Raw genomic sequence first — 2,718 nt, 5'->3', positions numbered from 1 at the left:
TTGGTGGAGACGGGGGGAATTGAACCCCCGTCCGCAAGCACTCCGCCTTTGGATCTACATGTTTATTCCGCACTTTGATTTAACTAAAAGCTACCCGTCGGACCAAGATACTTTTAGCGATTTCGATTGGGTTTAGCGGGACAGAACTCCGAACAAAGTTCTTAGCGCGATCTTATGTAGAGTGACTCCTGGATGTCCCGAAGGACTCTACACGCATAAGCACATGTAGCCAGGAGAATGGTGCTGGGTTTAAGCAGCTAAAGCCATTGAGTAGTTTTCGTCATTTGCGAATACATTTTGTCAGTAGATTTTACGAGGTGTACTGTCCTCGACATGCACCTAAGGTTTTGCTACCCACGTCGAAGCCAGGTCGTCCCCTTTGGAAACTTCATTATAATAGATTTCAGAGTTTAATACAGGTATTTTTAATACTGGTATTGTGAATAGTTGCGCAAATTAGCGAGTACACACTGCTAAATTTAAGTAATTAGGCAGTCCTAAAAAGTATAGATTCGATTAAACCACAGTCACCCGTTGCGTAGCTTCGCTACTTTGTCACTCTAGACGAGAAAATTAGTGCAGTGTTTGGCTTTGGTGCTGCTGCCTGGCAAACAGCACCACGTGATCAATTTACTGGATGGTGCCACGAAAGCGGCAAAGAAACCTACCGTTACTCGTGAACAATGCCCGTTTTTTGATTATGCTCTGGGTGAAGTCCAACAATCTCGCTTCTACGTGTTATCCATGATAGCTCGTCACCTTCCTACACAATGGGAAGAGCGTTATGGCATACGGCCGGTGTTACCGGAAACTTTTGTTGATACCGAGCGATTTGCAGGTAGCTGTTACAAAACCACGAACTTGAATCTACGTAGGTAAAACTACAGGGCGTGGTAAGTTGGGGCCTGTTGGCAAACAAAGCCTACCCAACAAGGACTTATGGCTTTATCCGCTGCCCCGTCAGTTTTACTCGCTGATTTTATATAGGAAGGGTTAGTCGAATATTTACGGATGGGGAGCTGTAAGTTTATGGTTTGCGGCTATGTATGTTACACCATTAGTATTCATTGAAATGGAATGTAAATTAGCGTTATTTTTGACCCATATGGGTCATGTGTATTTTAAAAAAAATGTGTAATCTAAAGATGAAGTTAGGGAGTGAGTTAAGAAAAATAGTGTTTTACTAATTGACTACTTAGGAATGAGGATTTAATAAAATACGAAAGTATCAAATCGGAATATAAATGTAGTCTGTATGAAGCCAGCGTAATACAGGATGAGCAGAGACTCCTATTTTCCGTATTCCGCCAGCTTTATACGGGCTACTATTTAGTCTCGGATTTCAATTAACAGTAATAGCAATTGATGAACATCATACTGTTATTGGTGTTGGAACTGTAATAAAACAACTCCCATAATGAGTAAGAAAATGATGATTTTTGCTTGTTTTCCTGTCAATAAATACACATGAATACCCGTCATTTATGAGTTATGTAAGGTTCATAAGGTGAATAGCTCAGTAAGTATCCAAAAATTTTTTTGAATATTGAAAAAATGTTAAAAATAGCAGCAACTAACTATGTCAATTTTGTATTATTTTGCGGTGTTATATTGCTTTTTAATTTAATAACGGGATGTGCCGTTAATAATTTTGGAATTGTCAATGTTAAGCACTTTGAAAATAAAACTGTTCATATGGTTAATCTAAAATCGTATGGTTGTTTTCTAAGTACACATGAGGCAGATGCTGGCTTAACATTTGGATTTACTGAACGATGGTATTTTTACCCCAAAGATAAACAAATTGAGGAAGTGAGTCTTTCCAGTATGTTAATACTAGCTAAAGAAGATCATCTTATTGAACAGGGAAAAGATCAAACAGTGTTGATTATTCAAATAAAGCTATTGCATGGCTTAGTGATACAAAAGGGTTGATATTTAATACTAATAATCACAGGGTTGGTTTTTCGCTTGGAACAGCTAAGAGTCAAGTAATTAGGCTGCATCGAGACTTTGAGGGTGTTTTTATATTTAAATATACTTTAGGTGGCGAAATTAACGTTTTTTTACAAGCAGTATAGTCAATAGATTTCCACGCTATAAATATAACAAAATTTATGTATTTTGTGAGTTTCTGTACTTAGGAGTAACATAATGAAAAAAATTTTATTATACGGGTTATTAAGTATTTCACTTTATGGTTGTGGTAAAGCGACCCACCTAATTTATGCTCATGATACAGCCGTAGGTATTGATGTGGCAGTCAGTACTGAAGGAACTGGGCGTATAGTTCTAGGGTACGACAGAGATACTTTTGCAATTGTGCCAAGGAAAGGTGATAACGAAGACGCAATGACACTGACTTCATTTGGTTGTATTTATATTGATGGCTTGAATGAAATCAAATATAACCATTTTGTTTCTACTGGAGATGCAGCGAAAAACATTGCGAAATCACCCTCTGGACTTAAAAGTATTAACGATGCTATTAATGGAGGATCTATAAAATGCGCACAATAATATGTTTTATATACTCAGGTATTATTTTGTTGATTCTTTCGTCATGTAGTAACGCACTTTATTTTGGCTCTATGTGAATCCTAGTGGGTAGTGCGATAATAATACCATGAATAATGAATCTTTATTTAGTATGGCTTTAGGCTTACAATCGCCTTGGAAAGTGGAAGAAATTATCTTTTCAAACGACAATATTTTAGA

Annotated in this window: 3 protein-coding genes and 1 other RNA gene; 3 read left to right on the top strand and 1 reads right to left on the bottom strand. The window is 37.2% G+C overall.

Features of this window, described 5'->3' with window-relative positions:
- Position 1: 1 nt before the first annotated feature.
- Positions 2–378, bottom strand: a transfer-messenger RNA (tmRNA) gene (ssrA, locus tag CDZ78_RS19590).
- Between the two features lie 243 nt (positions 379–621).
- On the opposite strand from ssrA, the gene CDZ78_RS21515 reads away from it, so the two are divergent.
- The 3 genes from CDZ78_RS21515 (at position 622) to CDZ78_RS19575 (ending at position 2,520) form a co-directional block, all read left to right on the top strand.
- Positions 622–879 carry a Druantia anti-phage system protein DruA gene (locus tag CDZ78_RS21515; protein WP_140414247.1) on the top strand — a complete coding sequence of 86 codons (258 nt, stop codon included), beginning with the start codon at positions 622–624 and terminating at the stop codon, positions 877–879.
- A 675-nt stretch (positions 880–1,554) separates the two neighbouring features.
- Positions 1,555–1,935 carry a hypothetical protein gene (locus CDZ78_RS19580; protein WP_140414246.1) on the top strand — a complete coding sequence of 127 codons (381 nt, stop codon included), beginning with the start codon at positions 1,555–1,557 and terminating at the stop codon, positions 1,933–1,935.
- A gap of 219 nt (positions 1,936–2,154) precedes the next feature.
- Complete coding sequence (locus CDZ78_RS19575) at positions 2,155–2,520, top strand: hypothetical protein (RefSeq protein ID WP_087871460.1); 366 nt, start codon at positions 2,155–2,157, stop codon at positions 2,518–2,520.
- Positions 2,521–2,718: the final 198 nt, after the last annotated feature.

The organism is Bathymodiolus platifrons methanotrophic gill symbiont (assembly GCF_002189065.1).
GTDB lineage: Bacteria > Pseudomonadota > Gammaproteobacteria > Methylococcales > Methylomonadaceae > Methyloprofundus.
Note: the sequence above shows the minus strand (reverse complement) of the source record. Positions and strands in the feature narration are given on the sequence as shown.

Coding starts and splice junctions, on each gene's coding strand:
- CDZ78_RS19580 (WP_140414246.1), top strand. CDS start 1,555: ATGTTAAAAATAGCAGCAACTAACTATGTCAATTTTGTATTATTTTGC.
- CDZ78_RS19575 (WP_087871460.1), top strand. CDS start 2,155: ATGAAAAAAATTTTATTATACGGGTTATTAAGTATTTCACTTTATGGT.